Here is a 1126-nt window from a genome sequence, read left to right as displayed (position 1 = left end):
CGGGGGAGTCCTTGTCGTGCCCGAACGCGTTGCCCCGCCCGTTGCCAGGTCCGTCGTCGGGCGCGACCTCGGTGGACACGGGGAAGACCTGGGGAAGTGGTGCGCCGGCGGCGACGCTCGGCACGACGATCGCGGCCGCAGCCACGACGGCGATCGCGGCACCCGCGAGGAGTAGCTTCTTCGAACCCATGACACACCTCGTTTCGGGCGGCGGAGGCAGCCGGTGCCCGGAGCGTACCACCGCGGGGGCGGCCCTGCGAAGGGCTCGGCTCAGCGGGCGTAGCGCGTGACGAAGGTCCGCAGCATGCGGCTGGGGTGGGAGACCGCTGCCCGCCGCACCGCGGCGAGGGTGAGCTCGAGCTCGTGGGCGGCGAAATAGCCGTGACCGGCGTAGGCGTGGATGCGCGTCGTGATCCCCTCGATGTCGAGCTCGGGGTGAAACTGCGTCGCGTACACGTTCTCGCCGACCCGGAACATCTGCACCGGGCACCCGGGCGATGAGGCCAGCAGCGTCGCCGACGCGGGCAGCTGCGAGATCGCCTCTTTGTGTCCGACGAAGGCCTCGAAGGTCGCCGGCATGCCTTCGAGCAGGGGATCGGATGCCCCAGCCGAGGTCGCCGTCACGGGCACCACGCTGATCGGCTCGCCGTAGCGACGGTCGATCACCGCGCCCTGGTGGGCGCCGAGCGTGCCGATGCCATAGCAGGCGCCCAGGAACGGGAAGTCGCGCGCGACGACCTCGTCGAGCAGAGTCTCGAACTCGGCCTCGACGCGCCGCTGCACCGCCGACTTCTTCTCGGGCGGGTCCGACGCGTTGAACGGCCCGCCGCCCACGAAGATGCCCGACAGCTCGTCGAGGTCGAAACGCGGCATCGGCTCCGCCGCGAGCCGCACCCGCACGAGCTCGTCGGGCGCGAGGCCGGTGTACCGCAGGAAGAGCGCGTACTCCTCGTCGGCGGGCACGTCCTCGCCCCGGGTCGCGAGGAGGACGAACGGCTTCACCGCACCAGCCTACGTGCGCGGGGCCGGGCGTTTCGTCGCGCGGGTTCCTCGCTCGCTCAACGACCGGGATAAAGGTTTCGGTCGTTGAGCGAGGGAGCGCCAGCGACCGAGTCGAAACGCGCCG

2 protein-coding genes are annotated in these 1126 nt (G+C 71.5%); both read right to left on the bottom strand.

Features of this window, described 5'->3' with window-relative positions; translation table 11 throughout:
• Positions 1 to 190, bottom strand: a 190-nt coding sequence (locus B1729_RS09075; protein WP_204318891.1) for a hypothetical protein, incomplete at its 3' end; no start/stop codon positions are given.
• Between the two features lie 80 nt (positions 191 to 270).
• Entirely contained in the window at positions 271 to 1002 is a 732-nt protein-coding gene (locus tag B1729_RS09070) for a glutamine amidotransferase (RefSeq protein WP_163632223.1), read from the bottom strand.
• Between the last annotated feature and the right edge of the window lie 124 nt (positions 1003 to 1126).

Origin of the sequence: Microbacterium sp. B35-04 (genome assembly GCF_010634885.1) — a bacterium.
Lineage (GTDB): Bacteria > Actinomycetota > Actinomycetes > Actinomycetales > Microbacteriaceae > Microbacterium.
Note: the sequence above shows the minus strand (reverse complement) of the source record. Positions and strands in the feature narration are given on the sequence as shown.